Origin of the sequence: Marivirga sp., assembly GCF_024636815.1 — a bacterium.
Taxonomy (GTDB): domain Bacteria; phylum Bacteroidota; class Bacteroidia; order Cytophagales; family Cyclobacteriaceae; genus Marivirga.
The window spans coordinates 1-20,243 of sequence record NZ_JAGXGF010000228.1 but is presented as its reverse complement, the minus strand read 5'-3'; the positions used below and the strand labels follow the sequence as shown (position 1 = coordinate 20,243).

Here is a 20,243-nt window from a genome sequence, read left to right as displayed (position 1 = left end):
GCTGAACCAGGTGCATTAATTGGTTTTGCTGGTCCGCGTGTTATTCGCGAGACGATTGGTAAAGACCTGCCAAAAGGTTTTCAAAGTGCTGAGTTTGTATTAGATCATGGATTTTTAGATTTTATTGTAGACAGAAGACAACTAAAAACTAAGCTGACTACTCTATTGAAGATGTTGAAATAGGATTTAATCAAATAAAATATTTAAAATGCCAATTTGACCAATTGGCATTTTTATTGCAATTTTAAATTTTCAACTAAAAATGTAATCATGAAAAAAACACTATCAACCTTATTACTTATTCTTTTAATTTCTGCTTTTAGTTACGGACAAGAAACCCCATCTTCTAAAAGAAATTTTTCTTATATTGAAGTAGGTGGTGCAGGTTTATTCTTTTCAGTTAATTATGAAAGACAATTATCTAAAGCACCTGGGTTTTCATGGAGAGTTGGAATAGGTGGGTATTCAGAAGGAGATTTTTATGTGACCTATAATACCGGCTTTGCTTATCTGTTTGCCCTAAATGAGGAAGAAAGTTCTTTTATTGATTTTGGCGCAAATTTGACTGTTGCTAGAGAATATATAAGCATTTCAGCGGAAAATAGAAATGCGGATATTTTTGAAAGTGTGGTTCCAGGGGTTTCTTATCGTAAGCATTTTGATAATGACATGATCTTAAAAGCAGGATTAAATGCAGTAATTAATGGAAGTGGCCTTGTGCCCTGGTTCAATATAGGTTTTGGTAAAAGGTTTTAAAAAATTGCATAAGCTTTGCTGTTAAACCTGAATCAGTGCGACTCTTTAACTATCTTCATAAAAGCAATTTAGTATTTCGGAAAGCTTCTTCCTAACTTTATGCCATGCGTCTGATTCGTAAACCGGTTTTGTGTAATTATTATGTAACCTACCGTTGCAATGCTAGTTGCTATTTTTGCGATATATGGGAAAAGCCAAGTCCTTATATTAAGGTAGAGGATGTTGAGCAAAACCTGACGCATCTCAAAAAATTGGGTGTTAAAGTAATTGATTTTACCGGAGGGGAACCTCTCTTACACAATGAAATTCATATTTTTTTGAGGATGGCAAAAGACATGGGCTTCTTAACCACCATCACTACCAATGGATTGCTTTATCCTAAAAAAGCTGAAAAGTTAAGAGGATTGGTGGATATGCTCCATTTCTCTTTAGATTTTGCAGATGCATCGCAACATGATGAAGTGAGAGGTGTGGGCTGTTTTGATTTTGTGATGAGATCAATTGAAATAGCTAAAGAGTTAGGGGAGAAACCAGATATTTTGTTCACTGCGATGAATGAAAATATTGAAGAGTTGGAGAAAGTTTACGATTCCATCTGCTTCCCAAATGACTTGGTTTTAATCGTAAATCCGGTTTTTGATTATAATACAGTTGAAACAGGTGGAGGCTTAACAAGTGAAAACCTGGAATATCTTTCCCAAATGGGCAAGAAGAAAAATATTTATTTAAATGAGGCTTTTATTGAACTGAGAAAAAATGGCGGAAATCATGTAAGTGATCCTGTTTGCAAAGCAGCTTCATCTTCTTTAGTGATTTCACCGAAAAATGAATTGGTATTGCCTTGTTATCATTTGGGGAAAAAGGAATATCCCATAAAGGGGAATTTAATTAATTTATACAAATCCGATGAAGTTCAAAAATTAGTAGCTCTGGAAGGACGGCTTCCAGAATGTGAAGGATGTGCCATTAATTGCTATATGCAACCCTCTTTTGCAGTAGAAGTCAATCAATATTTTTGGAAAGCTTTGCCATCCACTATTAAATACAATTGGCTCAAAGGAACCTGGAAAAATATTTTTCAATAATTTTTTACTTTCTGCCAACTTTTTGAGTCTATTAACTGTTAGATTTGCGAATATATTATCAGAAAAATATCGATCCCTACTTACAGGTTTACATTTTAAGTAATATATTTGCAGCTCAATTAATTGAATCATTTAGAACAAAATAAAAGTTCATGACATCAGTAGTTATAACCTCAATTATTGCATTCACTTTATTAATACTCTTATTAGTATTGATACTTTTGTTTGCACAATCAAAATTAGTTCAATCCGGCCCCGTTAATATTTATGTTAATGGAGATGAAAACAATCCAATTGTAACATCTGCGGGATCCACTTTGCTTTCTACTTTATCTGGTGAAGATATTTATTTACCCTCCGCTTGTGGTGGTGGTGGTACTTGTGCCATGTGTAAGTGTGTAATCGAAGATGGTGGTGGTGATGTACTACCGACAGAGGAAGGTCATCTTAGCCGTTCTGAAAAGAAAGAAAATGTTAGACTTTCTTGCCAAGTGAAAGTAAAAGAAGATATGCACATCCGCATACCAGAAGAAATCTTTGGTATCAAAAAATGGGAGTGCACGGTTAAATCTAACTACAATGTTTCTACTTTCATCAAAGAATTTGTTGTGCAGTTGCCAGAAGGTGAAACACTAGATTTCGAATCCGGTGGTTATATCCAAATTGATGTTCCGGCAATAACCTGTGAATTTAAAAATATTGACATTACTCCGCATCCTGACTTGGGTCATAAAGAAGATATCTTCCAGGAAGATTGGGATAACTTTGGAATGTGGGATTTAGTAATGCAGAATGATGAACCTATATTTAGAGCCTACTCTATGGCAAATCACCCAGCTGAAGGTGATATCATCATGTTGAATATTAGAATTGCTACTCCACCATGGGATAGAGCTAAAAATGCTTGGATGGATGTTAATCCTGGTGTCTGTTCTTCATTTGTTTTCACAAGAAACCCAGGTGATAAAGTGACAATTTCAGGTCCTTATGGTGAATTCTTTATCAATGAATCTGATGCTGAAATGATTTACATTGGTGGTGGTGCTGGTATGGCTCCATTGCGTTCTCACATTTTCCATTTATTTCATACTCAAGGAACAGACAGAAAAGTTGCTTATTGGTACGGAGGTAGATCCAAAAGAGAGTTATTCTATGTTAATCACTTTAGAGATATAGAAGGGAAAAACCCTAATTTTGAATTCCATGTTGCACTTTCTGATCCATTAGAAGAAGATAATTGGAAAGTTAAAAAGAGCTTAGATGATAAAGAAGCAGACGGTTATTTAGGCTTCATCCACTTAGCTCTATATGATAATTACTTGAAGCATCACAAAGAGCCGGAAGAAATAGAATACTATCTATGCGGACCTCCAATGATGAATGCAGCAGTATTAAAAATGTTAGATGATATGGGTGTTCCACCAGAAAATATCCGATTCGATGATTTCGGTGGTTAATCTTAATTATATATTAAAATAAAAAAGGGGCTTTCGAGCCCCTTTTTTTATTATTACCATTATTTTTCTTTCTCTTCCTCCCTTTTCTTTTTCCTTCTCCACCAAAAGAAAGCCCCTATTAATATTAAAATCGGAAGCCCTACATATAATATATAATCAAAAGGAGTTGTTAGAACAAGAGGTTCACTATCATCAGGATGTGGAACCCCTTGAGGTATTTGAGCTAAAAGTTGTAAAAAAAGTGTCATAAAAATCAGTTGGTTTATTTAATTAACGGAAAAAAGTATTAGCTGTTTTTATTAATTGATTTCAATATTCACTATTGAGGGAGGAAACCTATCGCGGAACATCTTCTATTAAATTCTCGTCTTTTAAACGGTATTAGTATTTTTTTAATTTTTATTAAATTATAATCATGCATCATTTCCCCAAACACAGTTTATTCTTAAAATTTATCTTTTCATTTTTTTTATTACTATTTACATTTATTTCTGCAGTAAAAGCGCAATTGGAAGAACCTATTTTTCCATGGAATGTCGAATTAAGAGCTGGCGTTGCGCTTCCCACTGGAGATCTGGCGGAAACAGTAAACATTGGAACAGATATAGGTGCAAGGATTGGTTATTCTTTAAGAGAAAGATTAATGATAAGAGGAGGTGTTGAAACAGAACTTTATTCTGGCGGAGCTGGTTTTTCAGACACTCAACTTTGGCATTATTCAGGAGGAGTAGAATATATGTTTACAGATAGAGGTATAACTGAATGGAGGTTGTCTGGTCATGCTGGCTTAGGAGCAAGTACTAGAACATTGGACAATGCAACAGAATTAAGGGAAACCTATTTATCTTTAAATTATGGATTGAAATTTGGAAAGGGAATAACTGATAATACCGACTGGTTTGTAAGCCTAATGGGACGAACAATTTTTGCAAATCCGAATGATAACACAAGTTTTAGTACCTTTAACACTATACCAATCACCTTAGGACTGAATCATAGATTTAATCTAAGTGACAAATCACTTTTAGACAAAATGGAACATCTTCCGAATTAACATTAAGCAGAAAGATCCGTAAGCTGGCAAGCGTTTGGCTTGTGGCGGTTACTGTTCTCATTTTTTTGTGGTTCATAATTTATGTAGTCTTATTGCGATAAAAATAACCTATAGTAATATTTACACATCCTTTATACTTCCAACTACGTTTTCTATAATTCATTCTTCTTAGATTAGTTTTATTACCAAATAAAATATTTTTTGCGAATATAGTATGCATGCATACTATATTTTTGTATATTTGAATTCTATGAAGAGAGAAGAATCCATCGACTACAATATAAAAGCAGCCTGGCATGCCATTTCGCGCATGTATAACCAACAAGCTGTCAAATACGGAATCACGACTTCCATAGGGTTTGTGTTATTAAATATTAATACAAAAGAAGGAACTCCTGCCACTAAAATTGCTCCACTGATGGGGTTAGAAAGTAGGAGTTTGACTCGCATGCTCAAAAGCATGGAGGAGAAAGGGTTTATATACAAAAAACCTGATCCTGAAGATAAAAGATCTGTTAGAATCTTTTTAACAGACTTAGGGATAGAGAAAAAAGCAATTTCAAGAGAAACGGTAAAAACTTTCAATGAAGAGGTATTCAATACTATTGAACCCGAAAAGTTGGAAGCTTTTTTTGAGGTTATTCATAAAGTGAATGACATAACTGACAAAAATGAGATTTATAATACTAAAGAATCAATTCATTAATTTTTTTAATTTAAACTACAGCGACTAAATGAAACGAAACATTAAAAAAGTAGCCGTTTTAGGTTCGGGGATTATGGGATCAAGAATCGCCTGCCACTTTGCCAATATTGGTGTAGAGGTGCTTTTGCTTGATATCGTGCCTTTCGAACTAACGGATGCCGAAAAAAAACAAGGTTTAACAAAAGAGGATCCACAAGTGAGAAATCGTATTGTGAACGAAGCTTTTGAATCAACCTTAAAAGGGAAACCCGCTGCATTATATCATAAAGATTTTGCCAAAAGAATTTCGCTTGGAAATTTTGATGATGATATGCACAAAATCAAAGATTGTGACTGGGTATTGGAAGCCGTTGTTGAGCGACTTGATATCAAAAAGCAAGTTTTTGAGAATGTTGAAAAACATAGAACCAAAGGAACTATCATTTCTTCTAATACATCAGGTATTCCAATTCACATGATGCTGGAAGACAGAAGTGAAGATTTCCAAAAGCATTTTATTGGAACGCACTTTTTCAACCCACCGCGTTACCTGAAATTATTGGAAATTATTCCTACACCAAAAACAGATCAGGAAATCACTGATTTCTTGATGCACTATGGTGATTTATATTTGGGGAAAACCACAGTTTTATGTAAAGATACTCCTGCTTTCATTGCCAACAGAGTTGGTATTTATGCCATCTTGAAGGTAGTGGAATCTATGCAGAAGTTAGATATGAACATTGATGAGGTGGACAAACTAACGGGTCCTGTAATTGGTCGTCCTAAATCTGCTACTTTCAGAACTTCTGATGTTGTAGGTTTGGATACGCTAATTAAAGTAGCCAACGGATTGTATGAAAATCTTCCGAATGATGAAGCCAGAGATACTTTTAAATTGCCTGATGTAATTGGGAAATTAGAAGAAAATAAGTGGTTAGGAGATAAAACCGGACAAGGTTTTTATAAAAAGACCAAAAAAGACGGTAAAACCGAAATCTTGACTTTGGATTTGGATTCTATGGAATACAAGCCAAAGACTAAGCCTAAGTTTGATACACTTGAAGCCACTAAACAAATCTCTAATTTAAAAGAGAGATTTCCGGTTTTAATGGGAGGAAAAGATAAAGCAGGTGAATTTTACAGAGATTCATTCTATGGTTTATTTCAATATGCTTCAAACCGTATTCCTGAGATTTCTGATGAATTGTACAGAATCGATCAGGCGCTTTGCACAGGTTTTGGCTGGGAAATTGGTCCATTCGAGACTTGGGATACTTTAGGAGTTAAAAAGACTGTTGAAAAGATGGAAGAAGCAGGTTATAAACCTAATCAATGGGTTTATGATATGATGGATTCCGGAGCGGACTCTTTCTATAAAGTAGAAGCAGGTCAAAAGCAGTATTATGACCTTGACAGCAAAAAATATGTGAATATCCCAGGTACTGAGGAGTTCATTGTTTTGGAGAACTTAAAAGAAAGTGGAAAAGAAATCTGGAGTAATGCAGAAGCTGGAATCATTGATTTAGGTGATGGCATCATCAACGTAGAATTCCGTTCTAAATCCAACACTTTAGGTGGCGGAGTTATTGAAGCCATCAACAAAGGAATTTCCTTAGGAGAAGAAGAATATAGAGGTGTTGTGATTTCCAATGAAGGGTCAAACTTCTCATTAGGAGCTAACCTTGGAATGGTATTCATGTATGCTATCGAGCAAGATTATGATGAATTAGATTTCATGATTCGTCAATTCCAGCAAACTATGATGAGGGCCAGATATTCAGCTGTTCCGGTTGTAGTTGCGCCTCATAATATGGCCTTAGGTGGAGGTTGTGAACTTTCCATGCATGCCGATCACGTTCAAGCATCTGCTGAAACTTATATAGGTTTAGTAGAAGTTGGAGTGGGTGTAATTCCTGGCGGTGGAGGTACAAAAGAAAATGCACTCCGCGTAGCCGACAGATACCAAGAAGGTGATGTGGAATTAAATGCTTTGCAAAATGCATTTATGAATATCGCAATGGCTAAAGTAGCTACTTCTGCTTATGAAGCAAAAGAAATGGGTATTTTAAGACCTTCCGATGGAATTAGCATTAACAGAAGTCGTCAGATTGCAGATGCAAAAGCAGCAGCTATCAGATTGGCTGATGCTGGTTACACTATGCCTGTTCAACGAGAGGATATAAAAGTTCAAGGTAAAACTGGAATCGCGCTTTTCAAAGCAGGTATCGCTGGAATGAAGATGGGTAAATATATTTCTGCACATGATCAAAAGATAGCTGAAAAGTTAGCTTACGCGATGTGCGGTGGTGATTTGTCTTATCCTCAGGAAGTTTCAGAACAATACTTACTGGATCTAGAGAGAGAAGCTTTCTTGTCGCTATTAGGAGAGAAGAAAACGCTTGAAAGAATCCAGGCCGTATTGCAGGGAGGAAAACCCTTGAGAAACTAGAACATAGAACCCAGAACCAAGAGTCTAGATTCTAGAATCTTTTTAAAATCTTAAAAAATAAAAAAATGGACGCATATATAGTAGCAGGATATAGAACGGCTGTAACAAGAGCCAAAAAAGGAGGTCTCCGGTTTTACCGTCCGGATGATTTAGCTTCAGATGTCATCAAGCACTTGGTATCTCAAGTGGATGGTGTAGAAAATAAAATGGTAGATGACCTAATCGTAGGAAATGCTGTGCAAGAAGCAGAGCAAGGAATGCAAATGGGTAGAATGATTTCACTTTTAGCCTTAGGCAAAGAAGTTCCAGGCATGGTGATTAACCGTTATTGCGGATCAGGATTAGAAGCTATCAATATAGCAGCTTCAAAAATTCAAGCTGGTTTTGCAGATATCATCATTGCTGGCGGTACTGAATCAATGTCAATGGTACCGATTATGGGTTATAAAACAGCCCTTAATTATGAAATCGCTACCGAGACTCCTGATTATTACACTTCCATGGGATTAACAGCAGAGCAAATTGCTCAGAAGTGGAAAGTATCCCGTGAAGATCAGGATGAGTTTGCTTACAATTCTCATATGAAAGCATTAAAAGCACAGAAAGAAGGCAAATTCGATGATGAAATCGTGCCGATTAATGTGAAAGAAACTTATGTGGAAGATGGGAAAAAGAAAACTCGTGATTACACAGTAGATAAAGACGAAGGACCTAGAGCAGGAACAAGTACTGATGCTTTAGCAAATTTAAGACCGGTGTTCGCTCAAGGTGGTTCAGTTACCGCAGGTAATTCCTCACCAACTAATGACGGAGCTTCATTTACAATGGTGATGTCAGAAAGAATGGTGAAAGAATTGAATGTGAAGCCGATCGCCAGAATGGTAGGTTTTGGTGTAGCAGGTGTTGAACCTAGAATCATGGGTATAGGTCCTGTGGAAGCAGTTCCCAAAGCATTGAAAAGTGCTGGTTTGAAGCTGAATGACATAGATTTGATTGAATTGAACGAAGCTTTTGCAGCTCAGTCTTTAGCTGTAATTCGTGAGTTGGATATCGATCAAAGTAAATTAAATGTTAATGGTGGAGCCATTGCATTAGGTCACCCATTAGGTTGCTCAGGAGCAAAACTTTCAGTTCAGTTATTTAACGAATTGAAAAGAACGCAAGGGAAATACGGCATGGTTACCGCTTGTATAGGTGGTGGTCAAGGTATTGCTGGAATATATGAAATGATGTAGAATCAGTATAGAGTATCAAGTAGCTAGTATCTAGATTTTTTATTGGCACTTGATACTTTATATCCAGTTATTAATTGAAAGTTAAGTAGATGCATAATTTCAAAGACTTAAATGTTTGGAAGAAAGCAAGGCAGTTAGTAAAAGAAGTTTTCTTAATCACTGCAAAATTTCCGAAGGAAGAAAAGTTTGGTTTGACCTCACAAATTAGAAGGTCAGCAATATCAATTCCTTCAAATATTGCAGAGGGATGTGGCAGAAAAACCCAAAAGGATTTTTGTAATTTCTTATACATAGCACAAGGATCTTCTTTTGAGTTTGAAACTCAATTAATGCTTTCTTTAGACTTAGGTTTTATTGATAATCAAGTATTTGATCAACATTTAAATCAATTGAATGAAATTCAAAAAATGCTAAATGGATTAATTAATAGCATAGAAAATAAATTTAATAAATAATTATTGAAACCATCTGGATTTCTGATTGCTAGAGCCATTTTCTAGATACTAGATACCAGATACTAGATACTAATAATATGAGTACGACAGAAAAAAAATTCACAGCAAAAGGAGGGGAGTTTTTAATTAAAGAAACTCCTGCTCAGGCAGTTTTCACGCCAGAAGAGTGGACTGAGGAGCAAAAAATGATTGCTCAAACTTGTAAAGATTTCTTAGAACAGGAAGTATATCCTCGTTTGGATGAAATTGATGATGTAAAAGGCAATCCTGAAATAATGCCGGAATTATTGGATAAATCAGGAGAATTAGGCCTTTTAGGAACATCAGTTCCAGAAGAATATGGCGGATTCGGAATGGATTTCAATACTTCTATGCTGGTTGCGGAAGTAATTGGAGCAGGTCATTCATTTGCCGTGGCTTTATCAGCACACACAGGAATTGGAACATTACCAATTTTGTATTACGGAACTGATGAACAAAAGAAAAGATACTTACCAAAATTAGCTTCTGGTGAGTGGAAAGCTTCTTACTGTTTGACTGAGCCGGATTCAGGTTCTGATGCTAATGCAGCTAAAACTAAGGCAGTTTTAACTGAAGACAAAAAGCATTACATAGTTAATGGACAAAAAATGTGGATCACAAACGGTGGTTTCGCACATGTTTTTATTGTATTTGCTAAAATTGATGATGACAAAAACCTTTCTGCTTTCATTATTGAAAAAGATTTCGGTGGTGTGACCATGAATGAAGAAGAAGCCAAAATGGGTATTAAGGGTTCTTCTACTCGTCAGGTATTTTTTAATGATTGTAAAGTACCAGTGGAAAACTTACTTTCCGATAGAGAAAATGGTTTTAAAATAGCAGTTAATATTCTAAATATTGGTAGAATTAAATTGGCTGCTTCCACAATCGGTGCTTGTAAAGCAATTTTAGGGCATGCTTCTCAGTATGCGACTGAAAGAAAACAATTTGGTACTGCTATCGGCAACTTTGGTGCTATCAAACATAAGTTAGCGGAAATGGCAGCAAGAACTTATGCTTCAGAATCTGCAGCTTACCGTGCAGGTCAGAATATTGATGATGCGTATGAAGCTTTGGTTGCAGACGGAATGGATTCAGCAGAAGCTAAATTGAAATCAGTAGAGGAGTTTGCGATTGAGTGTGCCATCTTGAAGGTACATGGTTCTGAAACCTTGGATTATGTAGTGGATGAAGGTGTTCAAACGTATGGCGGAATGGGCTTTTCAGCTGATGCGCCTATGGATAGAGCTTATCGTGATGCTCGTATCAATAGAATTTTCGAAGGTACAAACGAAATCAATCGCATGTTAACCATTGATATGCTGTTGAAACGTGCCATGAAAGGTAAACTTGATTTAATGACGCCTGCGATGAATGTTCAGAAAGAGCTGACATCAATACCTGACTTTGGAGCAGATGAAGATGATTCTTTATTCGCAAAAGAGAAAAAGGTATTGGCTAATTTGAAAAAAGCTGGCTTAATGATTTCTGGTGCTGCAGTTCAAAAGTATATGCAAAAATTATCTCAAGAGCAGGAAATTTTAATGAATTTAGCTGATATGTTGATTGAAGTTTACGCTGCTGAGTCTGCTTTGTTAAGAACTGAGAAATTGGTGGGTATCAAAGGAGAAGATGCTTGTAAACAACAAATCAATATGACTAAATTGTATATGCATAGAGCAGTTGAAATTTCTAATAAGGCAGGTAAAGAAGCGATCTTTGCTTTTGCAGAAGGTGATGAGCAGCGTATGATGTTGTTAGGTCTGAAAAGATTTACAAAAATTGATCCGATGAACTTGAAAGAAGTAAGAAGGTCAATCGCAGATCATGTTTTAGAGAAAAAAGCATATGAGTTTTAATTGTGAAGCTTAAACAATAATATAGTTATAAGGCTCGAATATTTTTCGAGCCTTTTTTGTTGATTTCAAGCGCGTTATGATTATTGGTATATAATAGACTCGCTAATAGTTAGTCAAATAATTGTAAAATATCATAAAATTTCACAATTTCGAGCTTCACTAAATCAACAATCACTATGTTAACTTTTGAAATTAAACATCAGGATCGCTATTCTCGTGGCGAGTTATTACTGAGGTCATTTTTTGGCTGGCTTTATATCGTTATACCACACATGTTCTTATTATTTTTCATGAGTTTGTGGGGTGTAATTTTAAGCTTTATTTCTTTTTTGGTAGTACTCTTTACTGGAAGATATCCTCAAAGTTTTTTTGAATATCAGGTGAAGCTTATTCGGTGGAATACCAGACTAAGTGCTAGGATATTCAATTTAGCAGATGATTACCCACCTTTTGGTTTGGATGCGAAAGACGAATATGTGAAGGTAGATGTTCAATACCCAGAAAGAATCAGCAGAGGATTAGTATTATTGAGACTGTTTTTTGGTGTGATTTATGTCCTCATTCCACACATATTTATATTATTTTTTAGAATAATTTGGACTCAAATATTAGCTTTTGTAGCGTGGTGGGTAGTTTTATTCACTGGTGAATTCCCTAAATCGTGGCATGAATTTATAGTGGGCACATTAAGATGGCAAACCAGAGTAAATCTTTATATGTCCTACATGACAGACGTTTATCCTCCATTTTCAGGAAAACCATAATTTTTTATGACAGAAGAAAATTATAATCCTATACCACAACCCAATGAGATTGACATTCGGGAAAAGGAAGATGCAATGGGAGCCTACCTCATGATGTTCGCAGCATTAGGGGTGGGGCTCCCTTTACCAATTCTAAATTTAGTTGCAGCTATTATTTATTATTATATCAATAAAGGAAAAAGCCTTTTTGTACGCTTTCATTCTTTTCAATCATTATTAAGCCAACTTCCTACAAGTATCTTGAATGCTATTGCAGTATTTTGGGGAGCAAGAATAGTGTTTTTTGATTATGCATTTACGGATGTGTTCAAAGGCTATTTATGGTTAGTAGGTATAGCCAATTTAATATATATCATATTTAGTATCATTGGAGCAGTAAAAGCAAGGAAAGGGCAGATGTATTATTTCTTATTTTTTGGTAGAGTATCATACCAATCTGTCTTTAGAAGGAGAGAGACTGATTCACTTAAAGTGGTAAATCAACCTCCTAAAATGTAGATATGAATAAAAATCTAAGAGATTTAGGGTTGATTTTAATAGTTGCTCTTATCATATGGGCTGGCTTTACCTATTTTTCCACTACCACTGAAAAGCAGGATTTAGTTTCTTTAGAACAAGAAGCTGATATCGCTGATTTTTTTAATAATCAGATTTTTAGAGAATTTGACTCTGTGAATGTAGAATTAACGGATTCAGTTATGGATGTCATTTTTGAGCGATTATCAAAAGGCATGGATACTGTTAGCTATGATTACGATATTTATGTGTTGAAGTCTGATCAAGTAAATGCATTTACAGCTTTTAATGGACAATTATTTGTTTTTACAGGCTTAATTGAGCAAACTGAATCTGCAGAAGAGTTGGCAGCTGTTTTGGCGCACGAATTAGCCCATGCTGAAAATAGACATGTGATCAAGAATTTGGTAAAAGAAATTGGATTAAATTCTTTAATCCTTATAATTTCAGGTGGAGATCCGGTTGTGATGCAAGAAATTACCAAAATGGTGGTGAGCAGTGGTTTCAGTAGAAGAATGGAAAGGGAAGCGGATGAATATGCTATTCAATATTTAAGAAAGGCTAATATTAATCCTAATAGATTGACGCAGTTTTTCTTAAAATTAAAACAAAAGAATAGAGAGTTACCAGAAGGTTTAGAATGGATTTCTTCTCACCCCGCTCTGAAAGAAAGGATTGAATTTGTAACAGAAAATGCAGGAGATTCTATTATTGAAATACCACTTGATTTAGAATGGGATAAGTTTAAAAACTCTTTGCAATAATATTTGATGTAGCAACAGTTATTTCTTTGTACTATAACTGGAAATCTACGTAAAAAATAGTAATTTTCTAACAATATCATAAAAAATTCATTTTAAGGCTTGACTGCTAAAATAAATAATTTTACATTTACAACATCTTATACAAGTCAATGACTTTGTAAGGTTTTGGTTGAAATAGAAAGGCAGCTGGGGAGCTGCCTTTCGCTTTTCCTACCCTTTTGTTTCTTAAATCACACATTCAGCCACTTTTTCTGCATCATTTTATCAATATCTGATCTTTCACTATTCTCCTTTATAACATAACGGCTATAAAATCCTTCATCTTTAGTTTTCATTGTAGCCTCCTTCAATTTATTATTCCGGAAAAATTGAAAACTATACTTTAAATTTTTTTCGATTTGAATAGAGTCATCAATTTGCTCGAAGTTCTGATTTTCAAAACTTATAATTTTATCTCCAATTCTTAATGCTCTTTCGGCAGGGCTATCAGGCGCTATTCCCACTACTACTCCTTCATTTGTTTTTAAGCCAAAATGATTTGTGAATGGATTTTCATTTGGTTTTAATTCCATATCAAAACCAACTTTGCTCAATAACTTTTCAAGTTCGTTTTCAAGTGGCTCGCATCCTTTTATGAATTTGTTGGAATAATCGGTTAAGTCTTGCCCAATAATTTCTTCAGCTGTTTTTAGATAATCTTCAGGGCTGTAGCCTTTATCTTTTTTGTAGAAATCAGTCCATAATTTCCTCATGACATCATCCAGACATTTTTCTCCATTGCTTTCTAAAATGATTTTCAAATCCAGTATTAAAGCTATTAAGGCTCCTTTAACATATATGGAAACTTTACGATGAGGGATTCCTGCTTCATATCCATCCAGCCATAAATCCCAACTTGATTCTGCCACCGAGCTGTTGAATCGTCCATAATTTTCAAAATGACGCTTGAAAAGTATATTTAATTCCTCCATATACCATTTCAAATCTTTCACTCCACTTCTGATAAGGAATAAATCACCATAATACGTAGTCACACCTTCTGCTACATATCCTGTAGTGAAGTAATTTTCCTTTTCGAAATTATAACGATACATCTCTTCCGGTCTGATTCGAATGATATTCCAATAATGAAATAACTCATGCGAGCTGATTCCTAAAAAGTTATTATAGAAAGCTTCAGTATTAAATTCATTAGCAGGCCCTAAGACTATGCAAGTACTATTCAAATGCTCCACGCCATGATATCCCTTTTCATCAGGAATTTGAAATAGGAAATGATAATCATTACTTTCAAATTCACCCATTGTCTCAATCTGAAAGGCAGTGAATTTTTTGAAATCACTTAAGATTTGTTTTTTGTTTTTTAAATCTGCATTTCCTCTAAACCATAAATGGAAATTTGTTTTCTCTACTTTGTACTCTAAATGTTGTAAATTTTTACTGGCTAGTGCTGGACTATCCACTAATTCATAAAAACTCCCGGCTACTAATTCATCACCTTCTTTTTTCAATCCGCAAGCCACAATCCAATTGTTGGGAATATCCAATAGAACTTTGTGAGTATCATGCATTGCCTCAGGCTGATAAAGCATACAATTTATAAAATTCAAATACCAGTGCTCTTCATCAATGAAAGTGCTTCCTCCATCTATAATAGAAGTGTATATTTCATATCGAATAATGCAAGATTTATCTTCGCAATAAATTAGCCAGGTATTTTTATTGACCTTTTTGAAATTTAATGGATCCTCATTTTGATTAAAAGCCTTAAAGTTTCTTAAGTATTTTGAGAAGTTCCCTAACTGATATCTGCCTGGTCTCCAATCAGGAAGTTTCATCTCAAAGTCAGCTTGTGAAGGCTTAATCAGTACTTCTACTTGTAAAAAAGAATCCTGTGGAAACTTTTGTGATAATCTATATTGAATCATTATCAATTTTTTTAATTATTTATAGGATTAAATTTGTGCTTGAATCTTTATATTTGGCAGTAAATTTAATCGATGTGTTGTGTGTTCTCAATTATAAATCGGTCATGGACGGTCATATTACATTTGCATTGTAAAGATGATGATTTATAAGGAGATATAAAACGAGATAATCTTACAGTATTTTGAGAAACAATTTTGTGAAAAGAAATTAACTGCTTATCTTTGCAGCCCTTACAAAAGAATAAGAGAAAAATTTAAAATATAAAGATATGAAACGTACATTTCAGCCTTCTCAAAGGAAAAGAAAAAACAAACATGGATTCAGAACTAGAATGGAATCTGCGAATGGAAGAAACGTTTTGGCGAGAAGAAGAGCGAAAGGTCGTCACAAATTAACTGTTTCAGACGAAAAAGGTAAGCATAGAAAATAATTCTTCTATGCAATTAAGCGCATGTCTGTAATCTCGGACAATAACGATTTTTCTTTTAAGAAAACTGAGCGCTTACATCACCGGAATGATATTCAGGAGCTTTTTGAAAAGGGCTCCTCTTTTTATTTATACCCATTTAAGGTCATTTATATTGCTGAACCTCTTGATTCCAAAATCAAACCTCAGCAATTATTGATTTCCGTTCCCAAAAGGAAATTTAAAAAAGCACCCGACCGAAATTTCATTAAAAGGCAAGTACGCGAAGCCTACAGACATCACAAATATTTGATTGATCCTGAAAAACTAAGTAAAAGTTTGAGGATTGCTTATATTTACACTTCGGATAAGAAAATGCCTTCTGATGCCTTAACAAAAAAACTAAAAAAGACTTTAGAACGTTTGCATTCAGAATTCGTAGTTTAAAAACTAAATTTCAGAGGAGATAAAAGGATTTTAAATACTGTTAAAAATAGTGATAAAGTTTATTTTCTACTAATAGAAATCTGTGAGGCTGTCCCCTTGAGACTTTAGGGGTGTTACTGGAAGGATTATAGGAGTCAGCTGGAAAAATGATATCTTTTTATATCAAAGTAAAAAATTAAGTAAAAAACTGTCCATGAAGCTTTCAAATAAAATAATAATCACACTTTTAGCTATTGGTTTAATAGGATTAGTGTCATTTCAAGTAAAGAAAAACGATAGGTATTTTGAAATCATCAAAAACCTGGATGTTTTTACCACTCTATATAAAGAGCTCAATACTTATTATGTAGATGAGATCAATCCAACTGAAATAATGGAAACGGGCATTGAGGCTATGTTGGAATCTCTAGATCCCTACACAAACTTTATTCCTGAAGATAGAATTGAGGACTACCGCATTATGTCCACAGGACAATATGGGGGAATTGGAACCACTATGGGTAAAATCGAAGATCGACATGTGGTGATGATGATTTTTGAGGGTTCTCCTGCTGAAATTGCAGGTCTGAAAATTGGAGATGAGTTGGTTGAAATTAATAGTATTCCAGTAGAAGATTACTCAACCGATGAAATCAACACTCTTTTAAAAGGTCAAATTGGAACCATCGTGGAAGTTAAAGTCAATAGAACGGGAGTTAAGAAACCTCTTGAATTTTCTATAAATAGAGATAGAATTAATATAGAAAGTGTTCCTTACTACGGATTGATAGAGGGAGATATTGCCTACATAAGATTAACGGAATTCTCTAGCGGTGCGGGTGCTTCAGTTCGTTCTGCTTTGGTAGAGCTTAAAGGTAAAGGAGCTAAAAAAGTGATTTTGGATTTAAGAGGAAATCCTGGTGGTCTGTTGAATGAATCTATTGAGGTTTCTAATGTATTTATTCCAAAAGGTCTGGAAGTGGTAAGTACAAAAGGAAAAATAGAAGAATGGAATAAATCCTATACTTCAAATAAAAACCCGGTAGACATAAATATTCCTTTAACTGTTTTAATCAGTAATAATAGTGCTTCAGCTTCTGAAATTGTAGCGGGAGTTATGCAAGATTATGACAGAGGGGTTTTGGTAGGTCAAAGAAGCTTTGGTAAAGGTTTGGTACAGGCTACTCGGCCGTTGAGTTACAATAGTCAATTAAAAATAACTACCGCAAAATACTATATCCCGAGTGGTAGATGTATCCAGGCGATCGATTATAGCCACAGAAATGAGGATGGAAGTATCGGTAAAATACCTGATTCTTTAAAAAGTGAATTTAAAACCAGAGCTGGTAGAGTGGTTTATGATGGAGGAGGAGTTTCACCTGATCATGATGTAGTGAATAAAGGTTATGCACCTATTACCATTCAATTAATAAAGAAGGGATTCATTTTTGATTTTGCTACTGAATACTATTATCAAAACCCCGATAATAAACCTGATCCTAACAAATTTGCCGTTTCTGATAAGTTGTATTCTGATTTTACAGACTGGGTTTCAGGGAAGGACTATAGCTACACAACTGCTACAGAAGAAACAATCAAGGATCTAAAAGAAACAGCGGATAAGGATAAATATTTTGAGTTTATTAAAAAGGAAATTGAAGCACTTGAAAATGAAATCCAAGAGCATAAACAGGAAGACTTGAAAGTATTCCAATCTGAAATAAAAAGAGCTTTAAAAGAAGAAATTATTTCTCGTTATCATAAAAGACAAGGAATGATAGAATCTTCATTTGAAAATGATGAAGAAGTCGAAGCGGCAATTAAGCTTTTTAATGATGAAGCTCGATACAGCAACATCCTTCAAGCTGGTGAATAATGGACTTTTATTTCCTATTATTTTTAGCGGGCTTAATTGGAGGTTTAGTATCAGGGCTCTTGGGCGTTGGGGGTGGCATAGTATATATTGTAATTCTGCCAATAGCTTTCCATTTTATTGGCATTCCAAATGAGGAAATTGCTCAATTCACAATAGCTAATTCTCTTTTTGGAACCTTCTTCGCAGGGCTATTTGCTACCTATAATCATTTCAAACATGGTGAGTTTTACCCTAAGCAAATTTTAATCATCAGTATATCTTCCATTATAGCAGGGCTGCTGTCACTCTATTTTATTGTAAATACTCCCTTCTATTCTAAAGAAGTCTTTAATATTGTGGTGATCTTTTTATTGGGAGCCATGTTATTTTCGACCTTATTTAATGCGAAGAAACAAGCTGGTTTTAAAGAGACAACCAAAAGATCAAAAAGAGTATTGAGTCTCACAGGCCTTTCAGCAGGTTTAACAGCATCCTTAACAGGATTAGGGGGAGGGATAATTATTATACCTTTTTTAAATCAAGGTTTTAAAATGGGGGTGAAAAAAGCTAAAGCCATATCATTGGGTGTCATTACTTTAACTTCTTTGGCTATGGTGATTTTTAACCTTTTTCAAGTCCCTATGGAAACCATTAATGTGGAGCATACAGGTTATATCCTTTTTCAAGTTACAGGGCCTTTGATAATCGGAACACTATTAACTGCCAGATGGGGAGTGAGATTAAGTCGAAAAATGAAGGCTTCTGCAGTAAGCTATCTTTTTTCAGCTTTTATAATTTTAGTGATTATTAGAAAATTGATTGAATTATTATGAGCTATATATTAAGTATAGAAACATCTACGGCTATTTGTTCAGTTGCTATTCATAATGAAGGAAAGCTCCAGGCAAATGCAGATCTGTATTTAGAAAAGTCTCATTCTAATTCTTTAACCCCTCTTATAGAACAGTTGCTTCATCATTGCGATTTGCAGATGGGTGATCTTAATGCGATAGCAGTTTCCTCCGGTCCTGGATCTTATACTGGATTGAGAATAGGCTTAAGTACAGCAAAAGGATTATGTTATGCACTGGATATCCCCTTGATTTCCATTTCCTCTTTAGATAGTATGACTAGTCAGGTCTTAAACTTCCATAAAGGAGATAATTCAATCTACATCCCAATGCTTGATGCTCGCAGAATGGAAGTTTTCTATAAAGTATCTGATGCAAATTTGTTAGAGGTGGGAAAAATGTCTAACCTTATTATAGAGGAAGATTCATTTCGAGATTATATAAATAAACACGAGCGTATTTTTCTTTTTGGAAATGGTGCGGAAAAAGCTTTTTCTATCTTAGAAAATCAATCTAAAAAATTTATTTGGATAGATAATGTAAATCCCTCCGCTCAGTTTTATGGTCAAATGGCTTATAATAAATTCAAAAACAAACAATTTGAAGACTTGGCTTATTTTGAACCGAACTATGGGAAAGAATTTTATTCACCTAAATCAAAAAAGAAATCATTTTTAGATTTAAATCGTTGAGGAGCTGAGAATATTTTTAAAACAATAGTGATGGAAGAGCAGATAGAAAATAGAGTTAAAAAAAGTCCGTTAGTTTCATTCGACTTAGAAGATATAGTCGATAAAGTAACGGAAAGAAAAACTATTGATTTGAAAGAGAATCTTTTTCAAGGTTTAGTTTTAAGAGAAAAAGACTTTCGTTCCTTTGTTAAGGAGCATGATTGGGATCAATACGATGATTGCTATGTGAATTTAACTTGTAGCACTGACGCCATTATTCCCAATTGGGCTTATATGTTATTAGTGAGTAAGCTCTCACCTAAAGCTAAACTCATTGTCCAAGGAGAAAAAGGTGATTTAGAAAAGGAGATATTGAGATTAAAGTTGAATGAAATTGACTACGATCAGTTTCAAAATGCTAAAATCGTAATAAAAGGATGCAGTGATTTGTCTCATCCTGAATTTGCCTTTACAGAAATCACCAATAAAATGATGCCTTATGTTAACTCCATAATGTATGGTGAACCTTGTAGTACCGTACCAATTTACAAAGCACCCAAAAAATAAACTTTTTATAGATAGGCTGCGATTACTGTTGCAAATCCTTCTAAAAAGAAATAACATGAATTTTGTTATTACAATAGCAAAAGAATTAACCCGACCACTTCCGAGGAACTCGGAAAAGTGGGAGGGAGGAATCCCGAAAGTTTTCGGGAAGCGGGCCAGCGTAGGCAATGAGGGTGGAAGCCAGCCAAAGGCTGATCAGCCTTTGGCTGAGAACTGAACTTCAAAAGAGATAACAGGATTTTTGCTACAGTAGAATGTAGTGGTAATCTTATTATTTTCTGCTAATAAAAATCTGTGAGACTGTCCCCTTGAGGCTTTATGTTTGTAATGAGGTAGAAAATAGTCCTTGGAATTTTAATAAATTAAGGTTAGAAAATTTCAAACATTAAAATTCGCAAGGACTATGGAAACTCAAGTTAATGAAATTGATTACAG

21 protein-coding genes and 1 pseudogene are annotated in these 20,243 nt (G+C 34.7%); 20 read left to right on the top strand and 2 right to left on the bottom strand.

Annotated features, from left to right (window positions below):
* The 4 genes and pseudogenes from Q0L29_RS16275 to nqrF form a co-directional block, all read left to right on the top strand.
* Positions 1-183 (top strand): annotated as a pseudogene (locus tag Q0L29_RS16275) (acetyl-CoA carboxylase carboxyl transferase subunit beta); the annotation flags it as partial.
* Between the two features lie 87 nt (positions 184-270).
* On the top strand, positions 271-756 hold the full coding sequence (locus tag Q0L29_RS16270) for a hypothetical protein (RefSeq protein ID WP_296623367.1): 486 nt from the start codon (positions 271-273) through the stop codon (positions 754-756).
* Between the two features lie 104 nt (positions 757-860).
* On the top strand, positions 861-1,841 hold the full coding sequence (locus tag Q0L29_RS16265) for a radical SAM protein (protein ID WP_296623366.1): 981 nt from the start codon (positions 861-863) through the stop codon (positions 1,839-1,841).
* Between the two features lie 152 nt (positions 1,842-1,993).
* Positions 1,994-3,298, top strand: coding sequence for an NADH:ubiquinone reductase (Na(+)-transporting) subunit F (nqrF, locus tag Q0L29_RS16260; protein WP_296623363.1), 1,305 nt, complete (start codon positions 1,994-1,996; stop codon positions 3,296-3,298).
* A gap of 59 nt (positions 3,299-3,357) precedes the next feature.
* Here nqrF and Q0L29_RS16255 read toward each other — a convergent pair whose 3' ends face one another.
* Positions 3,358-3,546 (bottom strand): LPXTG cell wall anchor domain-containing protein, encoded by a 189-nt coding sequence (locus tag Q0L29_RS16255; protein WP_296623362.1) that lies wholly within the window; start codon positions 3,544-3,546, stop codon positions 3,358-3,360.
* A gap of 167 nt (positions 3,547-3,713) precedes the next feature.
* Here Q0L29_RS16255 and Q0L29_RS16250 point away from each other — a divergent pair, with 167 nt between their 5' ends.
* The 9 genes from Q0L29_RS16250 (at position 3,714) to Q0L29_RS16210 (ending at position 13,103) form a co-directional block, all read left to right on the top strand.
* The gene (locus tag Q0L29_RS16250; RefSeq protein ID WP_296623360.1) at positions 3,714-4,352 is read left to right on the top strand and encodes an outer membrane beta-barrel protein; all 639 of its coding nucleotides are present in this window, start codon (positions 3,714-3,716) and stop codon (positions 4,350-4,352) included.
* A gap of 250 nt (positions 4,353-4,602) precedes the next feature.
* A complete protein-coding gene (locus Q0L29_RS16245; protein ID WP_296623359.1) occupies positions 4,603-5,058 on the top strand; it encodes a MarR family winged helix-turn-helix transcriptional regulator in 456 nt (151 codons plus the stop codon).
* A gap of 28 nt (positions 5,059-5,086) precedes the next feature.
* A complete protein-coding gene (locus Q0L29_RS16240; protein ID WP_296623358.1) occupies positions 5,087-7,489 on the top strand; it encodes a 3-hydroxyacyl-CoA dehydrogenase/enoyl-CoA hydratase family protein in 2,403 nt (800 codons plus the stop codon).
* A gap of 65 nt (positions 7,490-7,554) precedes the next feature.
* On the top strand, positions 7,555-8,724 hold the full coding sequence (locus Q0L29_RS16235; protein ID WP_296623356.1) for an acetyl-CoA C-acyltransferase: 1,170 nt from the start codon (positions 7,555-7,557) through the stop codon (positions 8,722-8,724).
* Between the two features lie 89 nt (positions 8,725-8,813).
* On the top strand, positions 8,814-9,179 hold the full coding sequence (locus Q0L29_RS16230) for a four helix bundle protein (RefSeq protein WP_296623355.1): 366 nt from the start codon (positions 8,814-8,816) through the stop codon (positions 9,177-9,179).
* A 77-nt stretch (positions 9,180-9,256) separates the two neighbouring features.
* Positions 9,257-11,059 (top strand): acyl-CoA dehydrogenase family protein, encoded by a 1,803-nt coding sequence (locus tag Q0L29_RS16225; protein ID WP_296623353.1) that lies wholly within the window; start codon positions 9,257-9,259, stop codon positions 11,057-11,059.
* Positions 11,060-11,235: 176 nt separating this feature from the next.
* Positions 11,236-11,823 (top strand): DUF4389 domain-containing protein, encoded by a 588-nt coding sequence (locus Q0L29_RS16220; protein ID WP_296623351.1) that lies wholly within the window; start codon positions 11,236-11,238, stop codon positions 11,821-11,823.
* A 6-nt stretch (positions 11,824-11,829) separates the two neighbouring features.
* Positions 11,830-12,321 carry a DUF4870 domain-containing protein gene (locus Q0L29_RS16215; protein ID WP_296623350.1) on the top strand — a complete coding sequence of 164 codons (492 nt, stop codon included), beginning with the start codon at positions 11,830-11,832 and terminating at the stop codon, positions 12,319-12,321.
* A gap of 2 nt (positions 12,322-12,323) precedes the next feature.
* Positions 12,324-13,103, top strand: coding sequence for a M48 family metallopeptidase (locus tag Q0L29_RS16210; RefSeq protein WP_296623348.1), 780 nt, complete (start codon positions 12,324-12,326; stop codon positions 13,101-13,103).
* 230 nt (positions 13,104-13,333) lie between these two features.
* Here the strand turns inward: Q0L29_RS16210 and Q0L29_RS16205 are convergent, their stop codons facing one another.
* Entirely contained in the window at positions 13,334-15,031 is a 1,698-nt protein-coding gene (locus Q0L29_RS16205) for a M61 family peptidase (RefSeq protein WP_296623347.1), read from the bottom strand.
* Between the two features lie 269 nt (positions 15,032-15,300).
* On the opposite strand from Q0L29_RS16205, the gene rpmH reads away from it, so the two are divergent.
* From rpmH to Q0L29_RS16170, 7 genes are all read left to right on the top strand, one after another.
* The gene (rpmH, locus tag Q0L29_RS16200; protein ID WP_013453813.1) at positions 15,301-15,462 is read left to right on the top strand and encodes a 50S ribosomal protein L34; all 162 of its coding nucleotides are present in this window, start codon (positions 15,301-15,303) and stop codon (positions 15,460-15,462) included.
* A gap of 21 nt (positions 15,463-15,483) precedes the next feature.
* Positions 15,484-15,885: a ribonuclease P protein component gene (gene rnpA / locus Q0L29_RS16195; protein WP_296623343.1), complete on the top strand. Its 402-nt coding sequence runs from the start codon at positions 15,484-15,486 to the stop codon at positions 15,883-15,885.
* A gap of 193 nt (positions 15,886-16,078) precedes the next feature.
* Positions 16,079-17,740: a S41 family peptidase gene (locus tag Q0L29_RS16190; protein WP_296623341.1), complete on the top strand. Its 1,662-nt coding sequence runs from the start codon at positions 16,079-16,081 to the stop codon at positions 17,738-17,740.
* Entirely contained in the window at positions 17,740-18,552 is an 813-nt protein-coding gene (locus tag Q0L29_RS16185) for a sulfite exporter TauE/SafE family protein (RefSeq protein ID WP_296623339.1), read from the top strand. Before Q0L29_RS16190 ends, Q0L29_RS16185 begins: the two co-directional genes overlap by 1 nt.
* A complete protein-coding gene (tsaB, locus tag Q0L29_RS16180; RefSeq protein WP_296623337.1) occupies positions 18,549-19,262 on the top strand; it encodes a tRNA (adenosine(37)-N6)-threonylcarbamoyltransferase complex dimerization subunit type 1 TsaB in 714 nt (237 codons plus the stop codon). The genes Q0L29_RS16185 and tsaB overlap by 4 nt, the downstream gene beginning before the upstream one ends.
* A 30-nt stretch (positions 19,263-19,292) precedes the next feature.
* Positions 19,293-19,808 (top strand): DUF2480 family protein, encoded by a 516-nt coding sequence (locus Q0L29_RS16175; RefSeq protein ID WP_296623335.1) that lies wholly within the window; start codon positions 19,293-19,295, stop codon positions 19,806-19,808.
* 55 nt (positions 19,809-19,863) lie between these two features.
* Complete coding sequence (locus Q0L29_RS16170; RefSeq protein ID WP_296623332.1) at positions 19,864-20,025, top strand: hypothetical protein; 162 nt, start codon at positions 19,864-19,866, stop codon at positions 20,023-20,025.
* Positions 20,026-20,243 lie beyond the last annotated feature (218 nt).

Coding starts and splice junctions, on each gene's coding strand:
- Q0L29_RS16215 (WP_296623350.1), top strand. CDS start 11,830: ATGACAGAAGAAAATTATAATCCTATACCACAACCCAATGAGATTGAC.
- Q0L29_RS16190 (WP_296623341.1), top strand. CDS start 16,079: ATGAAGCTTTCAAATAAAATAATAATCACACTTTTAGCTATTGGTTTA.
- rnpA (WP_296623343.1), top strand. CDS start 15,484: ATGTCTGTAATCTCGGACAATAACGATTTTTCTTTTAAGAAAACTGAG.
- Q0L29_RS16230 (WP_296623355.1), top strand. CDS start 8,814: ATGCATAATTTCAAAGACTTAAATGTTTGGAAGAAAGCAAGGCAGTTA.
- Q0L29_RS16210 (WP_296623348.1), top strand. CDS start 12,324: ATGAATAAAAATCTAAGAGATTTAGGGTTGATTTTAATAGTTGCTCTT.
- Q0L29_RS16205 (WP_296623347.1), bottom strand. CDS start 15,031: ATGATTCAATATAGATTATCACAAAAGTTTCCACAGGATTCTTTTTTA.
- Q0L29_RS16225 (WP_296623353.1), top strand. CDS start 9,257: ATGAGTACGACAGAAAAAAAATTCACAGCAAAAGGAGGGGAGTTTTTA.
- tsaB (WP_296623337.1), top strand. CDS start 18,549: ATGAGCTATATATTAAGTATAGAAACATCTACGGCTATTTGTTCAGTT.
- Q0L29_RS16235 (WP_296623356.1), top strand. CDS start 7,555: ATGGACGCATATATAGTAGCAGGATATAGAACGGCTGTAACAAGAGCC.
- Q0L29_RS16185 (WP_296623339.1), top strand. CDS start 17,740: ATGGACTTTTATTTCCTATTATTTTTAGCGGGCTTAATTGGAGGTTTA.
- Q0L29_RS16270 (WP_296623367.1), top strand. CDS start 271: ATGAAAAAAACACTATCAACCTTATTACTTATTCTTTTAATTTCTGCT.
- Q0L29_RS16250 (WP_296623360.1), top strand. CDS start 3,714: ATGCATCATTTCCCCAAACACAGTTTATTCTTAAAATTTATCTTTTCA.
- Q0L29_RS16240 (WP_296623358.1), top strand. CDS start 5,087: ATGAAACGAAACATTAAAAAAGTAGCCGTTTTAGGTTCGGGGATTATG.
- Q0L29_RS16255 (WP_296623362.1), bottom strand. CDS start 3,546: ATGACACTTTTTTTACAACTTTTAGCTCAAATACCTCAAGGGGTTCCA.
- Q0L29_RS16245 (WP_296623359.1), top strand. CDS start 4,603: ATGAAGAGAGAAGAATCCATCGACTACAATATAAAAGCAGCCTGGCAT.
- nqrF (WP_296623363.1), top strand. CDS start 1,994: ATGACATCAGTAGTTATAACCTCAATTATTGCATTCACTTTATTAATA.
- Q0L29_RS16265 (WP_296623366.1), top strand. CDS start 861: ATGCGTCTGATTCGTAAACCGGTTTTGTGTAATTATTATGTAACCTAC.
- Q0L29_RS16170 (WP_296623332.1), top strand. CDS start 19,864: ATGAATTTTGTTATTACAATAGCAAAAGAATTAACCCGACCACTTCCG.
- Q0L29_RS16220 (WP_296623351.1), top strand. CDS start 11,236: ATGTTAACTTTTGAAATTAAACATCAGGATCGCTATTCTCGTGGCGAG.
- Q0L29_RS16175 (WP_296623335.1), top strand. CDS start 19,293: ATGGAAGAGCAGATAGAAAATAGAGTTAAAAAAAGTCCGTTAGTTTCA.
- rpmH (WP_013453813.1), top strand. CDS start 15,301: ATGAAACGTACATTTCAGCCTTCTCAAAGGAAAAGAAAAAACAAACAT.